This is a genomic window from bacterium, from assembly GCA_030697645.1.
In the GTDB taxonomy this organism is placed as follows: domain Bacteria; phylum Patescibacteriota; class Minisyncoccia; order Phycocordibacterales; family VMGT01; genus JAUYPI01.
On sequence record JAUYPI010000014.1, the window covers coordinates 1 to 20957 of the forward strand.

Annotated in this window: 21 protein-coding genes and 1 pseudogene; 2 read left to right on the top strand and 20 right to left on the bottom strand. The window is 56.0% G+C overall.

All coding sequences use genetic code 11. The annotated features are described in order from the left end of the window. Window positions 1–345 precede the first annotated feature (345 nt). Window positions 346–579 carry a DUF4242 domain-containing protein gene (locus Q8R39_03050; protein MDP3735378.1) on the top strand — a complete coding sequence of 78 codons (234 nt, stop codon included), beginning with the start codon at window positions 346–348 and terminating at the stop codon, window positions 577–579. 22 nt (window positions 580–601) lie between these two features. Then, window positions 602–913, top strand: coding sequence for a cupin domain-containing protein (locus Q8R39_03055; protein MDP3735379.1), 312 nt, complete (start codon window positions 602–604; stop codon window positions 911–913). Window positions 914–1349: 436 nt separating this feature from the next. On the opposite strand, the gene tsf is transcribed toward Q8R39_03055, so the two are convergent. The 20 genes and pseudogenes from tsf to Q8R39_03155 form a co-directional block, all read right to left on the bottom strand. Continuing rightward, window positions 1350–1928, bottom strand: a complete 579-nt coding sequence (gene tsf, locus Q8R39_03060) for an elongation factor Ts (GenBank protein MDP3735380.1) — start codon at window positions 1926–1928, stop codon at window positions 1350–1352. A gap of 17 nt (window positions 1929–1945) precedes the next feature. Continuing rightward, complete coding sequence (locus Q8R39_03065) at window positions 1946–3817, bottom strand: Ig-like domain-containing protein (GenBank protein ID MDP3735381.1); 1872 nt, start codon at window positions 3815–3817, stop codon at window positions 1946–1948. A 183-nt stretch (window positions 3818–4000) separates the two neighbouring features. Then, window positions 4001–4723, bottom strand: a complete 723-nt coding sequence (gene rpsB / locus Q8R39_03070) for a 30S ribosomal protein S2 (GenBank protein MDP3735382.1) — start codon at window positions 4721–4723, stop codon at window positions 4001–4003. Between the two features lie 51 nt (window positions 4724–4774). After that, the gene (locus tag Q8R39_03075) at window positions 4775–5746 is read right to left on the bottom strand and encodes a PCRF domain-containing protein (GenBank protein MDP3735383.1); all 972 of its coding nucleotides are present in this window, start codon (window positions 5744–5746) and stop codon (window positions 4775–4777) included. Window positions 5747–5988: 242 nt separating this feature from the next. After that, window positions 5989–6177: pseudogene (rpmE, locus tag Q8R39_03080) on the bottom strand (50S ribosomal protein L31). Between the two features lie 21 nt (window positions 6178–6198). Next, window positions 6199–7989, bottom strand: a complete 1791-nt coding sequence (polX, locus tag Q8R39_03085; GenBank protein ID MDP3735384.1) for a DNA polymerase/3'-5' exonuclease PolX — start codon at window positions 7987–7989, stop codon at window positions 6199–6201. A gap of 83 nt (window positions 7990–8072) precedes the next feature. After that, window positions 8073–8915 (bottom strand): hypothetical protein, encoded by an 843-nt coding sequence (locus tag Q8R39_03090; GenBank protein MDP3735385.1) that lies wholly within the window; start codon window positions 8913–8915, stop codon window positions 8073–8075. Between the two features lie 241 nt (window positions 8916–9156). Beyond that, window positions 9157–9738 (bottom strand): histidine phosphatase family protein, encoded by a 582-nt coding sequence (locus Q8R39_03095; GenBank protein ID MDP3735386.1) that lies wholly within the window; start codon window positions 9736–9738, stop codon window positions 9157–9159. A 173-nt stretch (window positions 9739–9911) separates the two neighbouring features. Then, window positions 9912–10163 (bottom strand): DUF2283 domain-containing protein, encoded by a 252-nt coding sequence (locus Q8R39_03100; protein MDP3735387.1) that lies wholly within the window; start codon window positions 10161–10163, stop codon window positions 9912–9914. Next, window positions 10160–10408 carry a DUF4258 domain-containing protein gene (locus Q8R39_03105; protein MDP3735388.1) on the bottom strand — a complete coding sequence of 83 codons (249 nt, stop codon included), beginning with the start codon at window positions 10406–10408 and terminating at the stop codon, window positions 10160–10162. The genes Q8R39_03100 and Q8R39_03105 overlap by 4 nt, the downstream gene beginning before the upstream one ends. Window positions 10409–10506: 98 nt before the next feature. After that, on the bottom strand, window positions 10507–11643 hold the full coding sequence (locus Q8R39_03110; protein ID MDP3735389.1) for a Gfo/Idh/MocA family oxidoreductase: 1137 nt from the start codon (window positions 11641–11643) through the stop codon (window positions 10507–10509). 523 nt (window positions 11644–12166) lie between these two features. Further along, window positions 12167–13354, bottom strand: coding sequence for an NAD(P)-dependent oxidoreductase (locus Q8R39_03115; protein ID MDP3735390.1), 1188 nt, complete (start codon window positions 13352–13354; stop codon window positions 12167–12169). Further along, the gene (locus Q8R39_03120) at window positions 13342–14289 is read right to left on the bottom strand and encodes a Gfo/Idh/MocA family oxidoreductase (GenBank protein MDP3735391.1); all 948 of its coding nucleotides are present in this window, start codon (window positions 14287–14289) and stop codon (window positions 13342–13344) included. The genes Q8R39_03115 and Q8R39_03120 overlap by 13 nt, the downstream gene beginning before the upstream one ends. A gap of 21 nt (window positions 14290–14310) precedes the next feature. Beyond that, entirely contained in the window at window positions 14311–15405 is a 1095-nt protein-coding gene (locus Q8R39_03125; protein MDP3735392.1) for an NAD-dependent epimerase/dehydratase family protein, read from the bottom strand. Between the two features lie 5 nt (window positions 15406–15410). Beyond that, window positions 15411–16670: a class I SAM-dependent methyltransferase gene (locus Q8R39_03130; protein MDP3735393.1), complete on the bottom strand. Its 1260-nt coding sequence runs from the start codon at window positions 16668–16670 to the stop codon at window positions 15411–15413. Between the two features lie 3 nt (window positions 16671–16673). Beyond that, window positions 16674–17063, bottom strand: a complete 390-nt coding sequence (locus Q8R39_03135) for a cupin domain-containing protein (protein MDP3735394.1) — start codon at window positions 17061–17063, stop codon at window positions 16674–16676. Between the two features lie 111 nt (window positions 17064–17174). Further along, complete coding sequence (locus tag Q8R39_03140) at window positions 17175–17819, bottom strand: hypothetical protein (protein ID MDP3735395.1); 645 nt, start codon at window positions 17817–17819, stop codon at window positions 17175–17177. A gap of 80 nt (window positions 17820–17899) precedes the next feature. Then, entirely contained in the window at window positions 17900–19153 is a 1254-nt protein-coding gene (locus Q8R39_03145) for a glycosyltransferase family 2 protein (GenBank protein MDP3735396.1), read from the bottom strand. A 35-nt stretch (window positions 19154–19188) separates the two neighbouring features. Further along, a complete protein-coding gene (locus tag Q8R39_03150; protein ID MDP3735397.1) occupies window positions 19189–20157 on the bottom strand; it encodes an N-acetylneuraminate synthase family protein in 969 nt (322 codons plus the stop codon). A gap of 73 nt (window positions 20158–20230) precedes the next feature. Further along, window positions 20231–20956 carry a class I SAM-dependent methyltransferase gene (locus tag Q8R39_03155; GenBank protein MDP3735398.1) on the bottom strand — a complete coding sequence of 242 codons (726 nt, stop codon included), beginning with the start codon at window positions 20954–20956 and terminating at the stop codon, window positions 20231–20233. Window position 20957: the final 1 nt, after the last annotated feature.

Below are 20957 nucleotides of genomic sequence, written 5' to 3' on the forward strand. Positions count from 1 at the left end.
ACAAAATTCGGTGGCGAAAACGAAAACCCCCAGTCAGAAACCCGCCCGCATTCCTCCCCAGACCCCTCCTGCGGGCGGGACGGGAGCCGAGGCAGGGCAATTCCATTCCCCCAGAAAAATAGTTTGCCCTGCCGAGTCCAAATTAGTTTTCAGGATTTTCGTCAAAGAAAGTTCGAACATCAGTCAAAAAACACCGCAGCGAACGAAGTGAGCAGTGTACCTTTTGGTTAAAATCCGAACCTACTTTGATGAAGAGTCAAACAATAACTTTCTAGTCTCTTCAGCAAGTGATATAGTTAATCAAAAGTCGACGATTTAATCAATAAAATAATGAGGTCAAAAATCATGGCATTATTTCTTGGAGTCCACGATCTAAAAAAGAGTATGGGCGGCGGCTGGGAAGGTTATAAAAAGGCCTGTGCCGAGCTTGGCTGCCGCGCCATCCATGCGTACTCAAACAATGAAAGAAAGGTTGGGTACTGCGTGACGGAAGCGTCCTCTGCGGATGAAGTGCGTAAGGCGCACGAGAACGCCAATATATCGTTGGAAGACGTTTTTGAAGTCAATCGTTCGGAATAATAATTTAACAAATGGATAAAATATGAACACTATTGTTAAAAAGAGTTTCGCATCCCCGGACGAGGTCTACAATCCAAAAAAAACGATGAAGCTTGAAATTCTTGATGTGGGAGAGGGTCTTAAATTGCAGAGGAATACGGCACAGCCGGGGTATCATGGGGAAGATTGTCCATATGACCATGTGCTATACGTAGTTTCAGGTACATTCCATGTCCGTATGCCCGGAGGTAATGAAATTGAATTTGGCCCCGGCGAAGTCGGAGTAATACCCGCCGGACACGATTTACGGGTTACAAGCAGTGAACCCGCAGTCTGGTTGGAAATCAAGCGCTAAAATCTTATTGCCGCCAAAGAAAAACTTGAAATCGTCCTTTCCGCTCCGGTTCCCGCCTTCACTCAAGAGTTTCGGTCGGGCAGGTAAGGCGAGGCGGGCGGAAGGTGTGGGGGTCTTCCGCCCGCCGAGCCCAAAGAGTTCCGTTCGGAGATTTTCAAACAGACACCGCAACGAACGAAGTGAGCGAGGATGAGGGTTGGTTCGAGGGCGGAGGGGGTCGGGGAACCTGCTGCGACCGTTGAGGAGAGCACTCAACCACAAAGTTTCAAAAGGAAACTTTGTGGTTGAGGTTGAGAACCGTGGGTTCTCCAGGAGAAGCGGAGCGACGAGGTTCAATGCCCACCTCCTCCGCAGATTGAAACCTCCTGTTCCGAAAGCCGATGCACCCCGCGCCAACGTGCGTGGCATGGACCCATGGAACAAGGGACCCTTTTCATCAGACTGCGACCCTGACGAACCTCGTTACCTCCACCCGCTCGCCGAATTTCTGCGATGCGGCGGTGACGAGGTCGCGGATGCGCCGCGTCTCGTCTTTAATGAACGGCTGTTCGAGTAAAATTTTCTCCGCAAAGTACGCATCGAGTTTGCCGGAAATAACCTTCTCGCGGATCTCCACGCTTTTTCCTGCTGACTCTTTTTCAAACACCGCGCGCGCGGCATCCATTGCCTCAGCACCCACGTCCTCGCGTCGTAAAAAATCCGGATTCATCGCAGCGACGTGCATCGCGATGTCGCGCGCGAGCGAGCGAAACTCGTCATTCTTCGCAACAAAATCGGTTTCGCACGCGAGAAGCGTCATCGCGCCGATAGTGCCTGTTGCGTGCACATAGCTCCCGACAGCCCCGGAGCCGAGCGTGCGCTCGGAGTGTTTCGCTGCCGCGACGCCGCTTAGCTTACGGAGAATCACCTTTGCCTTCTCCCTATCGCCCCCCGCCTCTTCAAGCGCCTTTTTGCACTGCATCACGGAGACGCCAGTCTCGTCGCGCAGGGCTTTGATATCGTCGGTCGTTATCATGGGTTAGAACCAATCCACTATCTTTTATAACTGGAATTTCCTGTTATGATATTTCTGACAAATGTCTCTACCTCGTTTCTGAGCGATGTGTTGGAATCAAAGTTTCGAATGCCGTCCGTATGTCCATAACCGGGAATAATATCAAGGGTGACAGGAATCCCCTGACTCTTGAGCGCTGCGGCAAAGTCAATACTCTGCTGAAAGCCGACAAAAAAATCCTGGTCTCCATGCATGAGGAGTGCGGGCGGATCGCCGGGCGAGATAAAGTTGATTGGCTCGGCTGGCGACCATCGTGTGGGATCATACAAATCACCCAAGAACGGCTGCAGGGCAGATTGCGTTTTGATCGGATCCGCAATGACATCGAAGTCGTATAACCCGCTCTCGCCCCAGAATCCCTGGACCGCAAGCGATTGGCCTTGCGTCGAACATCCGTTGAGCCATGCGCCTTCAGGGTTGTAGGTAATCATAGCGGCGAGATGCGCGCCTGCAGAGCTTCCCATGATAACAACCTTCGAAGGATCAGCGCCGTATCGAGCGGCATTTTGCTTGATCCACGCAAGAGCACAGGCAGCATCCTGGATTTGTAACGGAAACATATCGCCATCTGAGGAGAGCCGGTAGTTGGGAGTTACATAGACGAATCCAAGACCATTGAAGAAATCGGGGCGGCCATGTGTTGCTGCATTGCTCTTATCGCCAGATTGCCAGCCGCCGCCGTGTATGAAGAAAGCGATCGGTGCGTTTTTGAAAGTTGTGTCATAATACACATCAAGTTTCTGGCGGGGACCTGGTCCGTACGATATATCGGCTCCTCTAGCGCGTGCATCCACTTTCTGCAGATAACTCTCCGCGCTCCAGCCATCGATCCCTGTATCATAGTTCACATTCCACCAGGTGAATCCTCCGGCTGTTGTCGGACCTCCGATGATAGTCCCCAGCGCTCCATGAGGTTGGAAGCCGGTAATCGTCCCGTTGGCTGTGGAGCGGATATTGAGGGTAACGTTGGCGCCAACATTGATGGAGATACGATCGTTGAGGGAGAACTTAGAAGTCTGAGGTGTGCAGTAGCTCGGAGTCTGCATATTCACCACAATAGTAGAGCTTGTGTTTGAGTTTCCAGTCGCATCATACGCTTTGGCTGATAGCGTATGGGTATGAGCTCCATTGCAGGGATGGGTATTGTTATTTGTGGTATCCCATGCGTAGGAGTAGGGAGCGGTCGTGTCTGTTCCTTTGAGGGCGCCGTCTACGAGAAATTCCACCTTCGAGATGCCGATGTCGTCTGATGCAGTTGCGGAGATAGTGATGGTGTGTGCTACGGTAGTATTGGCAAGAGGTGCAGTGAGAGAAATAGTGGGGGTGCTGGTGCTACTCACAATGGGGCAAGCTGTAATAATTTTTGCTCGTGTCTGCGGCCCCACAACTCCATATCCTGTGGTCGCGGGACTCCCGAAAGAAACAATTTTCCATTTTGCTTGCCAGCGCTGAACCGCTTTTTCGGTAAGCTGACCATAATATCCGGTTATGAGTCCCTCTGGATATACGCTCGGGTCATTGGCTAACATCTTTTGCAATTTTGACACTTCTCCTCCTGTTGTGATGTCGCTCACGCCGCGATAAAGTGCATGTGAAAACACAGGACAATCCGGAAAAACTGATGGGATTGGTGTCGGAACAGACACCGGTTTCGGTTCAGTCGAACTCACAATGCCCAACTGTTGTTGCAGAGTTCTAATCTGTGCCTGCAATTGTTCAATCTGTGCCTTTAGTTGTTGGCTGATTTGCTCGTTCGTTTGTGCCGAAGCTACACTCGGAGCAAATAATAAATTGGCACTAAAAATCACGACAATAAACAAGGCTGCGGCTAGTTTTATTTGATCGTTCATATAAAAAAAGATTCGCAATAACTACTAACTATACGACCGCATTAGCATTGCATATGAAATGATACTTTTGCCCCCGTTAAAACCCATAAATAAAAGGGGTTTGTAGGGGAATATCAATCCGATTTCATGGCGTGCACTCTATAGAACAGCAAAAAGCTACAGAAGCCAGCATGTGTTGCACGTTCAAACAACAACACTGCCAACATTAGTCTTGCTTTCCTGATACGCTTTTGCTATCTCATTCACAAAAAACGTAATGCTCCCTCGCGCGGCGTCGTTGCCGACGATGGGATAAGCGATGTTCGTGATATCACAATCCGAGCTTGCAAGCGCGACCACGGGGATCTTCATGCGCTTTGCCTCGCGCAAGGCCGTGCTCTCCTCGCGCGGATCAACAACAAAGAGCACCGCCGGAAGCGCCGCCATCGCGACGATGCCGCCGAAATTTTTCTCAAGCTGCGCGATCTCCCGATCAAGGAGCAGGCGCTCTTTTTTCGTGTACTTGTCAAACTCACCCGACTCGCGTCCACTCCGGAGCGTCTCAAGCCTGTTGACGCGCTTGCGGATCTCGGAGAGGTTCGTGAGTGCTCCCCCGATCCAGCGCTCGACGACGAACGGCTGGCCCGCCTCGAGCGCACCCGCGCGCACGGCCTCTTTGGCCTCAAACTTCGTACCAACAAAGAGCATGGTCTTCCCCGCGGCACCGAGCGAGCGTACATACTCTTTCGCGCGCTCAAAAAGCGCAGACGTCTGCACAAGATCGAAAATCTCGACGCGGTTCTTCACGCCGAAAATATAGGGCGAGACGGACGGATGCCGCCGCGATTTCTTATAGCCGTAGTGCGCCCCGACGCTAAAGAGCGTCTCCACGATGGGCGAGGCAACGCTTGATGCTTCATTTTCCATACGTCCCACCATACCAAAAAAAGCCCGCGAAAGCAAACGCGGTGCCAAACTTTACGCTATGGCCTCAAGCGCCTCGATGAGCGGTGCGATGTCGCCGTCCATGATGCGCTCGATGCTGTGCCAGCTTTTCTTCAGCCGGTGGTCGGTGACTCTATCCTGTAGGAAATTGTATGTACGAATTTTCTCCGAGCGCTCGGCGGAGCCGATCTGCTGACGGCGCTCGGCGGCGCTCTCGGAGGAATGAGACTCCTCGGCGAGCTCGGAGAGCTTTGCCGCAAGAATGGCGAGCGCTTTCTCGCGGTTCCGGAGCTGGCTGCGCTCGGAGGTCGAGCGCACATCAATGCCAGTCGGCTTGTGGATCACGCGCACCGCGGTCTCCACTTTATTCACGTTCTGTCCCCCGGCCCCCCCAGCGCGAGAAAACTCCATTTCAATATCTGCGGGACTAATCACGACGGCAGGTTTTTTTCTTATAGGCAACACCGCGACTGAGGCGGTCGAAGTGTGAATGCGGCCGGACTTCTCAGTCGCGGGCACCCGCTGCACGCGGTGTACCCCGCGCTCGTGACGGAGCTTCGCATATGCATCTCTGCCGCGCACATCGAACACCGCCTGTTTGTAGCCACCAAGCTCGCTCTCCGACTCGTCAACCGGCACGAACTCCCACCCCTCGCGCTCGGCAAACCTCTGGTACATCAGAGCAAGCTCGCGCGCAAAAATAGCGGCCTCTTCCCCGCCCGCTCCGGCGCGCACCTCAAGTATCGCCTCGCTAGGCAGCGCCTCCTCCTCGTGCTCGCGCGAGAGGATACGCTCCATCTCGGCGAGAAGCTCCGCTTGCTGGCGTTCAAAAGAAATGCGCTCCTCCTCGACGAGCGCGCGGAGCGCCGCATCATCCGCCGCGACACTGAGCGCCTCTTGCTTTTCTTTCTCAAGACGCTCGTATTCCGCGGCAAGATAGGCGGTTTTCGGATTTGCCTTGTAATCGGCAAGCGTGTGCGCGTCCAAAACCATGACATTTGACATGTAACATTTGACCTTTGACCCCGTCGCGTCGTGTGTCAAATGTCAAAGGTAAATTGTCAAATGTTGCCCTCAGCGCCCGTCTCGACCGAAGTTGTCTTTTTATTTCTGGACGGGGATCGAGGTGTCTCGTGTGTAGCCCTCTCCACTTTAGTCTTCGCCCGCTTCTCAGCGCGTTTCACCTCCTGCCTTCTCTCGTGCCGATCTTTCTTTGCGGCAACCACAGCAGGCTGCGCCGCGGCCCTACGACGCATGAATTTCTCTACGCGCCCGGCGGTGTCCACAATCTTTTCGGCACCCGTGTAGAACGGGTGGCATGTGCTGCAGATCTCGACCCGAATTTCCTTCTTGGTCGATCCAAGGGTGTACACCGCTCCGCACGCACACGTCGCACGGGCGTCCGCATAGTATGTCGGGTGAATATCGGTTTTCATGGCAACTACTCTAACAGAGATTTAGTACCCTTTCAACCGCCGTAAAAATTGTCCGATCGGGAGCGTATTGATTATATTGTTTTTGCTCGCCCAGCCTCGTCGTGCTTGCGCGATACCAAACGATAAAAATGCGAAGTGCGAAACCGCGTGTGCGTCGGAATCAATAACCATTTTAACGCCTGCCTCGACGCACTTTTTTATGTACTCGTCTTTAATGTCCGCGCGCTCTGGGGATGCATCGATCTCAAGTATAGTACCCGTACGTTTTGCTGTGCGAATAACCTCCTCGATATCGAGCTCGATCGCTTCGCGCTTGTTGATAAGCCGACCGGTGAGATGAAAGATTATATCTACATGCGGATTCTCCATCGCGCGGATGAGACGCTTTGTTTGCTCCGCACGCGATAGCTTGAAGTGACTGTGAACCGCAGCGCCGACGACGTCGAGCTTAGCGAGCACCTCATCCGCGATATCGAGCGAGCCGTCTTTACCAATATTGCCTTCGGCGCCGGTGAGGACGTGTATCTTGTATTTTGTATTTTGTATTTTGCGGTTGATGTGCTGAATCTCATCGGCTTGCTTCAGAAGCTTTTCTTCATCCAAACCGCCAGTCATGGCGAGACCCCTCGTATGGTCGGTTATCGCGATGTACTCAAGCCCCGCCTCCTTCGCCGCGCGCGCCATTTCTTCAATCGAGTCGTCACCGTCTGTCCAGTCCGTCTGCACCTGAAGATCGCCTTTCAAGTCACCGTAGCCGATAAGCTTAGGCAACTTGTTGTTTCGAGCCGCCTCAATCTCCCCCGTATCTTCCCGCAACTCCGGCTCGATGTACCTCAATCCCAATGTCTTGTATAAGTCCTCCTCTGTTTTCCCTGCAATCTGGATTTCGGCACTTTTAACTTTTACGTTGTGGTTTTGAGCTTTGACTTTTGACTTTTGACTTTTGTACAACCCGTACTCATTCAACTTCCACCCTTTTTTAACCGCCATCTCCCGCAGTGCGATATTGTGTGCCTTCGAGCCCGTAAAGTAGTTGAGCGCGGCCCCGAAACTCTTAGAGGGCACGACACGAAGGTCCGCGTCGAGGCCGTTCGTGAGCCGCACCAGGGTCTTCGTCTCGCCGCTCGCGTAGACATGCGCGACTTCGGGGAGTGCGAGGAATCGCTCCATCACGCGCTTGGGGTTTTTTGAAACAGCCACAATGTCAATGTCGCCGATCGTCTCTTTCCTCCGCCGCACCGAGCCAGCGACAATCGCCTCGTGCACTTCAGGAAACTCCCGCACCGATCTCTCGAGCTGCTCGATCTCAGGGAGCATTGTGCCGAGCACTCTCCTGCCGCCGGACTTTTTTAAAAATTCAATCCCTTTAAGAATTTTCTCCTCGCTCTTTACACCAAATTGCGAGAGTTTTCTTACCTTCCCCGCGCGCGCGGCGCGCTCAAGATCGGCAAGCGTACGGACTTTAAGCTTCTGCCAGAGCGTCTTCACCATTTTGGGGCCCACACCCTCGACCGCCATGAGCGCAAGCACTTCGACTGGCACTTTCTTTTTCAGTCGTTCATACTCGCGGAAAGTGCCGTGCGTGAGCATCTCCTCGATGTGCTCGGCAATGCCGCGCCCGATGCCGGGAATTGCCTCCAGTCCCTCTCTGCCACGAGAGCGAAAAATTTCCCCCGCTTCTTCGCTCAAAGCTTCGATTCCGAGCGCCGCCTTCTCGTACGCGCGCGGCTTAAAGGCAATATCGTCCATTTCGTAGAGCGCCGCCACTTCACGCAAGCGAGAAGCAATTTCTCTATTCGTGAGATGCTGCATCGCCCTCAAGTATAGCAATAAAAAATACAAACAGGGAACCAGAATGGTCTAGTTCCCTGTCGCAAAAAAAAGACTTCACCCTGTCACTCTGCTTGGGCCGCTGTCAGCATGTTATCGCGCTCAAGCGCCGCGATGTACTCTGCATGCGTCCGGAGTAAACGAAACGCCGCCTTGCTCTTGCCCGGCAGGGCGTCAGTTGCCTGCACAACGAGCTGCAGTCTCTCGAAATCACTATTGCGCGCCCACGCAATTGCCAAAAGACGCCTGATCTCGCTGAGGTGCTGCTGCTCGCCATACCCGACATCCGACCTCAGAAGCGCAAGGTGCCTGCCGAGCCGACCTGCCGGGAATCGTCGATCAGTCACCTCACGGACAGCTTCCTGAATCATCGCACGTAGCTCGGGTTTGAAATTCTCGGGCAAGCCAACCTGCAACAGCCCCTCCGTATTCAGAAACGCAAAGATGCGATCGGATTCTTTCTCAGAAACACTGTCCCGCCACGCCGTCGTGATCTCGCGGAGCAGCGTCGGCATTGTCTTTGACAACGCCTCAATTTTGCCATTCCAATGCCAGTTCCAGCTCATGATCCATCCCGGCACGAGTGTATACAACCGCATCGCGAGATCGACACGCGCGATGAGCGCGCGCTCACGGGCTTGTTGTACCTCTTCAGTCTCGGGAAGATTATAGGTGCCACTACTGAGCGTAGCAACGGGCACAAGATGGCAGTCGTCGCTCGCACGCATGAGCCAACCGATGTACTGACGCGCCTGCTCACCCTCGCCACCCCCTAGCGCGGCCACGAGCAACGCCTCACATTGCTGTACACGCTCCTCGATTGGGACGCAGTGAGTAAACAACGCATGCGCTCCCCATTGATGCTCCGCAGACAAATAATTTACGAACGTCGTATACGTCTTATCCATCGCCGATCTCCGTTTCCGGCCGCAGCCGTTGGTACAACCTTCCCGCGGGAAAGTTGGATGCGCCCCGCAAGGCGCGCTCGTGTCAATTGCCGGTATCGAGCTCTATACACGACCCGACGAACAAAACCTACGGAGAGTATACGGAGCGCGAGCTGGTTGTCAAGTGAGAACGGCGCGCCTCACCGTCGAGCAGAAACGAGTAACGCCGCGCGGCTCTTGCCGCGCGGCGTGTCCCAAAAAGTTACGGGTACGTGAGCTCTCGGATCTCTCCACGTCGGAGCCCGGTTGGTAAATCGAAGTGCGAGAGGAGGGTGTTCAGCGCAGTACTGTGACCGACGAGAAGTACACACTCGCGATCAACAGACTTTGTACGTCTAACAACATCGTCAAGTAAACCAACGTGCCGCCTAATCACGTCATCACGCCGCTCACCGCCGAACTGCGTAAAATCGTACGGGTCGTCATCGCCCGTATATATATATGCTCTACCTGTTTTGCGTACCAAAAATTCTCGCTCGATCTCCTCCCATGTCTTACCCTCAAGTTGGCCGAACGAGCACTCTCGTAGACGTTGGTCCTCCGTGGCAAAAAGGCCCCGAGGCATCTCGGCTGCAAAGTGTTGGGCAATAATGCGCGCTGTCTCCGTTGCCCGCTCGAGGTCAGAGGAGATAATCCGCGCGATATCGCCCTGCTTCATCAAGTCCCCCGCGAGGCAAAGCGCCTGCTCACGGCCATAGTCACTCAGCGGAATGTCCGTGTGTCCTTGTAAACGCTTTTCGCGATTCCAATCAGTCTCGCAGTGACGAATAAGTAAAAACTTCATACGTAAACCTCCACAGTGATTTTCGCGCCAATTTCTCCTCGCTAGAACCACATGCGACGAATCGAGGTCACCGCGCCAGCGAATGTTGAACAGAAACGAATAACCGCGCAGTAACACGCTCTACAACCAACGCCCGCCTTCCAGAGGAAAGGCGGGCGTTGGTTGTAGGCGGCTTATCCAACGGCTACTTCACGCCGCCGTGCCACGCTGAACTCCTGGAGAGCGCTCCGCTGCTCGGAAAAACGATCAAAGTCAACGTCGTAGAGATTGACGCGCATCGCCCGCCCCCGCTTGTCATAGTCAAGCACGAGATTGCCGAACACGTCCGAGTCAAAGCTTCGTCCTTTCTTCACCTCGATAATAAGGACGTTGCTTTCTTTATCGTAAAAAATTTTAGGATTGATTTTATTTTTTCTCTGTTTCATAGATATTTTTGAATCTTCGTCGTCTCGATGACCGTAAAAATCCGGAGCGTTTCTCCCTCGATCTTTCCCGCAACCAGTAACGCACGCGCCCCACCGTCTCGAGTGTGCACGGCGATAATAAGCAAGCGGCCACCGCTGTCGCGCACTATGCGCACCGGATGGTGCAGCGCCGTTTCAAGCATTACTGTCGTCAAGTTTCTCTCTCGCATCCTCTGACGTGCATGTGCGGTCAAAAAGAACTGCATACCACAATTGTGGATATCATACGACGCCTCAATCATGAAAGCAAACGCCGCCTTTCCGTGGAAAGACGGCGCGAGTGAGTCGTAAATTTCCGAATGATTTAGCGAGCAGCAAGTGGGTGTCGACGCTCCACAAGCGGCAGGGCGACTGGTCTGCCCGCGAGGTGCGAGGCATAGACGCCGAGCGTCATGTCGAGCACGAGCGAGGCAGCGCCGATCGAAACGCGCGGACGCGTTTCTCGAAGCGGGTCATGAATCGCTCCAACGAAGTCGCGAAGCAGACGCGCGGTCGGCATCACCCAATCTGAATCCGCCCGCCACATACTCGGTACCGGACGCCATTGCATCTCGTCGAGAAGGTCGTGTGGCACATTCTTGACATAGACCGAGCCGGTCGAGGTCTGATGCCACTTGATCTGCCCACGTGTGCCGTAGCAGACGAGAGCCATGAACTCACTCCCCGGCGGCGTGTCTCGCCCGGCACGCATGAGAAAGTCCATGTCAAGCCCGTGCAGAAAGAGGTGCGCGAGAACGCCGTTCTCAAATCGATACGTCGCCTCGATCGAGTCGGCGCGCATGCCGATACCGTGCGAGCGGCCCGCGGGGTAAAGCTCAGAGACCAGCTTCACATCGTCGAGTGTCGCATTCCTACCGTCAACGATCACTCGTCCAAAGACCTCCACCGGCCGCGAGTGTGTCAGGTGCATCAGAGCCTGCAAAAAGTGTGGCGTGCACTCCTCGAGGTCATATGCAGGCGGCCGACCTTTGTCGATCGCCTCGAATCGGTAGAGTGTGCCAAAGCCCTCGCTGCCGATGTAGGCCTCAAGCACATGAAAAGCGTCAGCGAACGTTGTCTCGAAATCCACCGCGCTCACGACGCCTGCCTTCCTGGCTGCTGCAACCATCCGGTCTGCCTCATCCGGCGAGAGCGCAAGCGGCTTCTCGCAAAAGATGTGACAACCGCGCTCCGCCGCCATCACGGCAAGTTCGCAGTGCTGTGGCGGGTTTGTGGCTATGATCGAAACCGCAGGAATAAACTTGTCGAAAAGTTCCTGCGCGGTGGCGAATGTATACTTCTCGCTCGCTACGATTTTATGGCGAAAGGACGCATGCTTTCGCCGCTCCTGATCCGGATCCGCAACGCCAACGATCTCAATTTCCGGCACGTGCTCGCGAATTATGCGCGCAAGCACCTCACCCCGCTTGCCGTAACCGATCAACCCTGCGCTCAGTACCATTTCTCAATCCTCCAAATGGTGAAAATGCGAGTGAAAATGTGACAGGCTAAACAACCTATCTCCACGCGATATGAAAGCACAGTCATGGTCTCAGTGTCAAACGGTGGCGCACCAATGGGCACATGATCGTCACAATAGACCTCTTGCGTAACCCGTTTCGTGGCGAGATTTTTGATTTTTGAGCGAGACGAGGAAGACAAGCAAAATGGTTCGACGGCGTACTTGTTGTACGGCGAGAACCATTTTGCGAAGGCTGACGAAGTCGCAGCCAAAAATCAAAAATCGCAGCAGGAGCGGGTTATGCAAGAGGTCTAATACACGCACCAACGTAGATCTGCCCGCAGTGACACCGTGTAAAAATTTACAATAATTTACGATCGTTAAATTATTGTAAATTTTTCAATTTGCTTTTTCAATTTGCAATAAGGTTGCGGTCGCGTGCTTATTGCAAAATTGGCTTTCATGCTCTCGCGCGCCCTCGCACACTTCTTTCGCGACCTACACGGCACAACACTCCCCTGCACTACGCAGCCCTCAGAGAGAGCGACTCTCGGAGATACTGCGCCAGCTTACGCGCGATGAAAACATCGGTCGCCTCGCGCGACTCGACGGTCATGCCGCCGATGTGCGGGACGATGAGGAGATTTTCGTGCATCTCGGCGTACTCGACGAGCGGGTGCTTTGAGAAGCCCGCCGACTCGAACGAGAGCTCGTCGGCGAGCACGTCGGTTGCGTAGCCTGCGATCTTATTTTGCTTGAGCGCCGCGAGGAGCGCGCGCTCATTCACAATTTTGCCGCGCGAGGTATTAATAAGATAAACGCTCGGCTTCATCAGCGCAAACTCGCGCTCGCCGAACATGCCTTCGGTCTCCGGAGTGAGATGCGCGTGGATGGAGACCGCGTCGCTCTCGCGAAGCAGCTCGTCAAAATCAACCTTTTCCGCTTTCGCCGTAAAGGCACCCGCACGAGGAGGGTCAGACCCTCCTCGGCATTGGCTGAGGAGGGTCTGACCCTCCTCAGCTTCCTCCTCGGCTTCGTCGGCTTGTCCGCCCCTGACGCCTGACGCTTTGTTACGCAATAGATCCTCAACCCCGTTAGAGGCAGCCGCATAAAATGCAGCGTGGCCTCGAGCGCGGTCAACATCCGGTGTCTTCCCGAAAAACCGCGGCGACGACGCTCGAACGTACGGATCAAAAAAAATAACGCGCATGCCGAAGCCCGCTGCCTGCCGCGCCATGATGCGGCCGAGGCGGCCGAGTCCCACGATCCCCAGTGTCTTACCCGAGAGCGAGTGGCCGCGGAACGCCTCACGGTTCCACTCGTAGCGCCTCACCGACTCGAAAGCCCACGGCACTCGCCGCGCAAGATCAATCAGCATCCCAAACGCAAGCTCCGCAGTACCGGTGATCGTATTCAAAAACTCCTCCTCGCCGCGAAGCGAGAGTACCTCGATGTCGCGCACGAGCGCGGCGTTGAGGTCAATGTGGTCGAGCCCCGTCGTCGCGGTTGCGATCACGCGCAGTTTCTCCGCACGCGCGAGCACGCGCGAGTCAAACGTAAGCCCGAGCCCAACAAGCGCCGCATCGTACTCGCCAATGACTTCCGCAAGCTCGCCCTGCGAGAGCGCGCGGTCGTCAAGGCACCCTACTCCCTCGAGTATCGCCCTCGCCTCGGGCGTCAGTACCTGCCCAATAGTATTCAAAATGCGCATACATCAAGACGTGACTCCAACTCCGCAAGTTCCTCAGTGATACGACGCCCAAAAGAAACGTCAGTGAGTGGTCGCGCACCGCTTCGAGCGCACGCGAAAAAATGGTCAAGTTCCCTCCGAAGCGGCTCTCGCGCGTCAAACGCAGGCACTTGAGGCGCGACGCCATCGCGGCAGATCAAAAGCGGTCCGCCCGCGAGCGACTCATCAAACAGCACCCGCATGCCCTCGCCGAGAAACGTGAGACGGCGTTTTTTTTCCCGCCCGTACCAGGAGGATGCAAGCGTGAGTGATGGGCCGTTCTCAGTACACATCGTCATCGCTACCGTGCCGGGAAGCGTTCCACCTTCCTGCGCGCGGAGAGAACCGTGAACCGCACCAATACGCGGCGCCCCAAAAAGATAGTGCAGTATCGAGAGCGCATGCGGCGCAACGTCCCAAAGCACGTTCACATCAGGGCGCGGCGGAGACAGCGCATGCTCGACAAACAAGTGTGTAAAACGAACACCGCGCTCGATGAGCTCCTCTCTGATATAGCGAATCGCGTCGTGAAAAAGGTACTGGTACCCCACCATGCACACTTTTCCCGAGATCTCGGCCGCATGAGCGAGCGCTCTCGCATCCTCGACGCTCGTCACCATCGGCTTCTCGACGAGCACATGCATACCGCGCGCGAGCGCCTCCTCGGCGAGGGCGAAATGCGTCGCCGGGGATGTCGCAATGATAGCGCAATCATACCGAGAGCTGCCGAGCGCTGCAGCGGCGTCAGTCGACACCTCGATTGCGCTCGGAATGCCGAGCGCCGCGCGCACATCTCCCGCAGCACTCTGGTGCACCACCACGCTCTCAAGCGCGACACCCTCAATCGTCTGCAGCAAGCGCGCGTAGTGCCTGCCGAAATTTCCAGCGCCCAAGAGCACACAGCGGAGCACAGACATACGGTTCACGCCAGCAACGGATTAATCCGCTCTCGCACCCTGCGGCGTATCAGCAAGCAGCGCCCTATAGTAGGAGAGCGTGCGCGCGAGGCCAGTGCGGAGGTCTATCGCAGGGGAATACCCAAGATCTCGCCGACTTTTGGTAAGGTCCGGACACCGCCGCTGCGGCTCACCGGCAGGATATGCGTCGGGGTAGGAGACCAAGCGCACTTCCGGCCGCTCGGGCAACATGCCGCTCATGAGCTCGGCGAGCTCTCGCATAGTAATTTCCTCACGATCATGCCCCACGTTATACGCCTCGCCGCGCTTCCCCGCGACCAGCACCTTGAGAAAACCGTGCACTGCGTCTGTGATATAGCAAAAAGTCCTCGTCTGCCGACCGTGGTCGTGCACCGTGAGGGGTTCACCACGGAGGCCTTGCACGGAAAACGTCGGGATGACGCGGTAGTCGTCAGCGCGCATCCCCGGGCCGTAGACATTAAAAGGCCGCACCGTGCTCACCGGCACACGGTAATACTCATGGTAAATGCTGCAGAGCGTCTCGCCGAGCCGCTTCGACTCATCATAGCAAGCGCGAGGGCCAACCGCTGAAACCCTCCCCCAGTAGTGCTCTGGGGTCGGCACGAACTCAGGAACCGGGTCGCCGTAGATTTCGCTTGAACTGAAATACAGCATCCCCTCGATCCCGCGCTCGCGCGCGAACTCAAGAAGGTGCTTCGTGCCGTTGACCGCAACCTCAATCGTCTCGACCGGAAATTTGCGGTAGTAGACCGGTGACGCCAGGCCCGCGGCATGAATGATATACGCGGCGCTGAGCTTCTCGGGGAGCGGGAAACGCACATCGTGCTCGAGCACGCGCACTTCAGGATAGGCGCTGAAATCAAACAACGGGTTGTTCGCGACGCCCGTAATATAATTATCGAGCACCACAATAGAGCACGGCCGCTCAAAACGCTCGCGATTAAGCGCGACGAGCGTCGCCACGAGGTAGCGGCCAAGAAATCCCCCGCCCCCGGTAATGAGCACGGTCTTCCCGGCAAGCTGGTCAAGCGCACCGCCGAGGAGCGCGACTATAGTGCGAATGTCTTCGGTAAACAGTCTTTGTATGTCGTTCATATGCACTACAACACCACAGGTTCGGGAACGGGTACAATAAACCGCCCTCCATGGGCTTTGAAATCGGCGAGCTTCGCCATAATCGGCTTGGCAAAATTCCAAGCGAGAATCAGAAGGTAATCGGGCGGTGCCTCACGGAGTGCCTCGGCGCTCACCACTCTGATGTGCGTGCCGGGCGTGTAGCGCCCCTGCTTCCAGGCACTGTCGTCCACTATATAGTCGAGTGTCTCGGCGCCGATACCAAAGTGAGTGAGGAGCGTGTTGCCCTTCGCCGGTGCCCCGTAGCCCGCAAGCCGCTTCCCGCTCTCTTTGAGCGAGAGGAGCAGTGTACGAAGCGCGCGCTTATTGCGCTCGATCCGCTCCCCAAACGCCGCGTAGGTCGCCCGCTCCCCGAGCGCCGATGCGTCCTCCTCGTCGAGGACGCGTCGGAGCGCAGCGTGATTCAGAGGCCGTCGACCGGCAGGTGAGACAAATACCCGAAGTGAGCCGCCGTGCGTCTCTGTTTCCTCAACATCAAAAACCGACATCCCGAGACGCTCGAAGAGGCGCATGAGCGAGCGGAGTGTGAAGTAGGAGAGGTGTTCGTGGTAGACGGTATCGAACAGATTATGCCGGAGCATCGCGCCCAGATAGTACGCCTCAATCACAAAAACGCCGTCTTCGTCAAGCAGCGCCGCAACGCCGGCTACCAGGTCATCAAGGTCGTGCACATGGGGGAAGACGCTGGTCGCACTGATAAGCTTCGCGCCCCCGCGCTCTTCCGCGAGAGCGCACGCAAGAGTTGTTGAGAAAAAGGCGGGGATCGTCTCGACACCTGCGCCACTAGCGCGCGCGGCAATCTCGCGCGCCGGATCAATACCGAGCACGCGCCACCCGCGCTCGGCGAGCGGCCGGAGCAAAATGCCGTCGTTGCTCCCGATGTCGACCGCGAGCGAGTTTGGAGGAAAATCGAAACGGCGCGTGAGCGTCTCCGCAAGCTCCTCAAAGTGGGCGACGAAAACGGGCGAGGTCGAGGAGACATAGACGTACGTACCAAAAAGGAGCTCCGGCGAGACAACATCTCCGAGCTGCACGAAGCGACACGTCTCGCAGAACAAAAGCTCGAGTGGAAAGTGCGGCTCGGGCTTCTCCACTTCCTCGGGGCGGAGAAACGCATTTGCCGGCGGTGTCGGGGCGAGCGAGAGTATCGGCGCGAGCGCCGTGCTCCTGCATACGCGGCAGGCATTCGTGCGAAAAGAAAGACCCGGTTCCATGGTCACGCTCATGAGCTAGTGAGGAAGTGTGACGCGCACCGTGTCCGCCTCATAGTCCTCCTGTGCGCGCGATTCTGTTGCAAGCGCGAAAAACACCGAATCCTCGAGAAAACGCATCCGGTGAATGGTCATCGGCGGCGAGAACACCATATCCCCCGCTTCAAGCACGACCGACTCGCTCCGCTCCGGAGCATCCGCCGGCGCCTCAGTGTACTCCATGCGGCCGGACATAACATACGCATAATGCGCGTCTTTTTTATGATAATGGTTTGCACGAACCGACCCCTTCTTTGAGGAGATCTTCAGCACACTGCGAATCACCGTCTTCCCGTCATCGAGAATTTTTGTAATCCCCCCGCGCTCATCTACAAATTCCGGTTTGATGTTTTTCGTCACCTGCAACATGACACATTCACCCTATCACAAAACATCTAGCGCATACAACAAAAAACACCCCGCCAACTCCTTGGCTTGCGGGGTGTACGGTAATGGTGGCGCGAGATTATGTTTCGGGCGCTACCGCCACCGAGCGACGAGATACTCGAGTACTCTGCTCGGCAGTGGCATATTCGGGTAGTTCAGGATGCCGGAAAGCTCGTGGTCCCGGAGCAACTCCCAACGCCTGCCGGTCGTAACACCCTGCGAGTGTGTCACCTCCTGATTCCACTGCAGATATCGCCCGGACAAAAAGTATGCACGGAACTCCGGATATTCATCGAGCACGACGCCGACGACTGTCATCGCCGTGCGCAGCAGGTGAAACCTTGCAGCGACAAAAATGCCCTCAGTGTATCCCATCTCCCGTGCGTGCCGCACGCATGCGCGGGCCTCCGTGAGTGTATTGTACGCCGCGCGCACTTCGTCATTCGTAATCCGAACAAGCTGACTAAACGGCACGCCGTACTCATGCAGTTGCTCCTCTCGCCGCGCGCACGGCGGAGCCCCGTGCGCAGTCGTGCCGTCGCAGAGCACAAACTTCTGGGCCACACCATTCTGCCACAAACGGACACCTTGTCTGAGAACAGCACCATCGCTATCCGCAAACTCTGCAAAAAGAAAGGCAGTTGTTTCTGGCAACATGCCGACGCCTTCATCGTCCCCAACAATCGCATCAATAACGACCAGATCCCGCGCCTCAGCACTCAAATCAAACTTTGCCACCCTGTGTGCCTCCCTGAAATTGAACGCGTTCTAACGAGGAATTTACACCCAAGAGGATTGTACATTAAAATTGCAGCCTGTCAAATTTTGAAGACGTCAACGTCGAGCTCGGCGAGGAGAATATCGCGCGCGTGAATGCCTAGGTCTTCTATGGTGCGGACGCCGTATTTCTCAAACGGGATTTCAAACTCAACGCCGCGCTGCATTTTCTCGCGCGATGTAAGTACCGCCGCACGCGCCCTCTGTCGCGCGCCACGGAGAGCACGGATGCGGTGGTGGATGCCAAGGCGCCGCCCGAGGAAAACGATGAGGGCGCGGGGTAGTGCGAGCAGCGCACGGCGGCGCATAACGAGCTGTTCTGCGCGCGGGCGAGAGTGCAACACGCGAAACAGATTTAGCCAATTGCGCGGGAAATCACGCGCGTCCATATTGAGATACACGAGCTCATCGAGATGCGCTCTGAGCACTCGATCAAGACGAATCGGTATGTCAGAAACAAGCTCCGGCAACAACTTCTTGACGCGGAGAAAGCTCTCGAGCAGCGCGTTACTGTACGTATGCGCGGTAAGCGGGCTCTCGCGCAGGGGAAACGCATCACGCTTGAATCGCGCGCGCGCCGCCGTGGACCACGCCTGGCTCATTGAGATCCCAAACCGACCGACCACGACGACCGGCGTGTCAATGAAAATGCACGAGCGCGCGAACGAAAGAAGAATCGGCTGGTGCGAGTGAGCCGTGGGCATGTATTCAAACACGACGGTGTCTGCGCGCGAGAACGCTCGCTCGACCGCCTCGCGCGAAATCACCGTTGCCGACGTGTGCAAACGCGGCATCTCGCCTGCCCCACCGCGCCGCGCAAATGAAAAGAGCGCCATGAGCATGGCGCGCGGACTTACATCGCATGTCGCTCCCGTAAACGGCACAACGCCGAGGTGGTTGCGCAGATAATGCCGCGGGTGCGCACCGTCGTAATAATAGAGATGGCTTGCAGTAACGATGTCCGGGTTATCCTCGCTGTCAATCACGCGCTTAAAAACGGCGAGCGCGTGCGGGAGGAGATAATTGTCATCGTCGAACCAGAGGATATAGCGCCCGCGCGCCTGAAGCGCGCTGTAGTCGAACGAGTAATTCGGCCCGCGTCCCTGCGGCACCACAAAATATCTGATGCGGCTGTCGCCGGAGGAGAGTACCGCGCGCTTCGTCTCCTCCGAGCCGCGCACATCGGCAACCACAATCTCAAAATCCTGACACGTCTGCGCCAAGACCGAGCGCACCGCCATCGCGATCAGCACAGGCCGATTGCCGCCAGTGGGAATCAGAATAGAAAAGAACATACGGTATCCTTAAATCCGATATTCGAATTTCGAATTTAATTGAGTGGTATCTCCTCCCAGTTGTATACCCAGCCATCTCTCGTGGGCGACGCAAACCTGCCGCGATAATAGTCTCTATTCAGGAGTTCGGTCGGCGTCATGTCCCTCTCGGCGCTCCCGAGGAGCGTCTGCCAAAGCGGAATGTCACGCTCCACTTCCGTGCGCTGCGCCCCGCTCGAGAGTCTTCGGAAACGATCGAGCTCGGCAAGGAGCTTCGGCGTTATTGAAACCGGCCCGTCTTTCGACTGATCGGCAGCGAGTACGGTAAAATGCCGCTCGACGTAATCAGCGCCAAGCATGATCGCGACTTTTGCAGCCGTGATTCCATCGCGACCGACGTGCGTGTGGTCAGACCAGCCGACCTGCGGCACATGTTGTCTCAGCCAGTCCATACGAGCGAGGTGCGCCATCTCGAGCGTGTTCGGGTAACTCGTCACGCAGTGGAGAAACGTGAACTCCTTACCGAGCTCGCGCATGAGGGAAGCGGTTGCTTCAATCTCCTCGTCGTATGTTGCTCCGGTCGAAATAATGAAGCGATCAAAATACTCTGCGAGCTCGCGGAGCAGCGCCGGACTCGCGCAATCATAACTGGCGACTTTGACAATCCGCTCGGGCCACGGCAGTGCACCAACGCCGGGAACGCGGTGCCGCGCAAAAATCGTCGTCATCGGCACGACGCCATACTTCACGCACTGCTCGATAAAAAAACGGTGGTCGTCGAGTGTGAGGTCGAGCTTGGCGAGCCGCTCGCGCTCAGCGTCAAAGGGACGCTTGATCGTCTTCACCGAGCCGTCGGGATGTGTCTCGCCTTCCTCAAAGCGCGAACGGTCTCGGAGGTCCTCGGACCACATCGACTGCATCTTCACGATGTCGGCGCCGTTTTCTGCCGCAGCGCGAATCTGCTGCGCGAAAATTTCGCGGTCGCCGTTGTGATTTTGGCAGAGTTCGACGATGAGTTTAGTCATTTGTTTATTGGAAAGTAGAAAAGTGGAAGGTGGAGAGTAGTACGACATCGTACGCGTCGCCCGTCCCCATTATCTACTTTCTACTCTCTACCTTCTTGTGCGCCACCGCCCCGTATCCTTCCGCGTACCAGTCCTTGCCTGTACGGAGATTCGGATTGGTCATCGTGCGCGCCACGAGAAAAATGCCACGCGCGCACCACCGGAGCAGGGCAACAGAAGCATAACCACACGCTTTTACGGCCAGATTTCTGCGGAAGCGCTGTCGCACGCTTGCCTTGGCGGTTCTAAAAAATCCGGTCTGTACTTTCTGCATCACGTCGATGACATTCCCGCTTGGCTCGACAACGACGTCTACAAACCCAGCGTGAGACAGAAGGTAACGCAGCATGTAGTGCGTGTAGCGCAGATAATCGTGCGGCTCCTGGTGAATTGAGATAAAAAACGGTACGAGTATCACGATCTTTCCGCCCGGTTTCAAAATGCGGTAACAGTGTGCAAGCACCGCTTTAGGATCGGGGACGTGCTCAAGTACATTCGAGAGCACCACAATGTCCGCGATCTCGGAGGAGAGTGGTATACCGGCGACAATATCGGTAACAACATCGACGCCTGGGAACTGAACGAAGTCGACACCGATATAGCTGCCTTGCCGCAAAAGATCCCCATACTGACCTTTTCCCGCGCCGATGTCAACTATAACCGTCTCGGGAGTGATTCTGCCGATCTCGCGCCGGAAGTACTCATAGCCCCACAGCCTATTCTGTGACCACCCGCGCTTGTTTTGAGGATCGCCGTTCATG